Source organism: Pantoea sp. S61, assembly GCF_016625145.1.
GTDB classification, from domain to species: domain Bacteria; phylum Pseudomonadota; class Gammaproteobacteria; order Enterobacterales; family Enterobacteriaceae; genus Pantoea; species Pantoea rwandensis_B.
The window spans coordinates 1-539 of record NZ_JACVUO010000063.1; the positions used below are offsets into that span (position 1 = coordinate 1).

The following is a 539-nucleotide window of genomic DNA, read 5'->3' on the forward strand; positions in this document are numbered from 1 at the left end:
GGCTACGGCTTCCTCTCTGAGAATGCCGATTTCGCCGAGCAGGTTGAGCGTTCAGGCTTTATCTTCATCGGTCCGAAAGCTGACACCATCCGCCTGATGGGCGATAAAGTGTCTGCGATCACCGCGATGAAGAAAACCGGCGTACCGACCGTGCCAGGTTCTGATGGCTCGCTGACCGAAGACATGGATAAAAACCGTGCCATTGCCAAGCGCATCGGCTACCCGGTGATTATCAAAGCCTCTGGCGGCGGCGGTGGTCGTGGTATGCGCGTGGTGCGCAGTGAAAAAGATCTGGAACAATCCATCGGCATGACGAAAGCGGAAGCCAAAGCGGCTTTCAACAACGACATGGTCTACATGGAGAAATTCCTCGAGAACCCACGCCATATCGAAATTCAGGTGATGGCCGACGGTCAGGGCAACGCTATCTATCTGGCGGAACGTGACTGCTCGATGCAGCGTCGTCACCAGAAAGTGGTCGAGGAAGCACCAGCGCCGGGCATTACGCCGGAGCTGCGTCGCTTTATCGGCGAGCGCTG

General features: G+C 56.8%; 1 protein-coding gene. It reads left to right on the forward strand.

Features of this window, described 5'->3' with window-relative positions:
• Positions 1 to 539: biotin carboxylase N-terminal domain-containing protein (locus tag IAE30_RS29880; protein WP_200681639.1), on the forward strand; the 539-nt coding region annotated here is incomplete at both ends.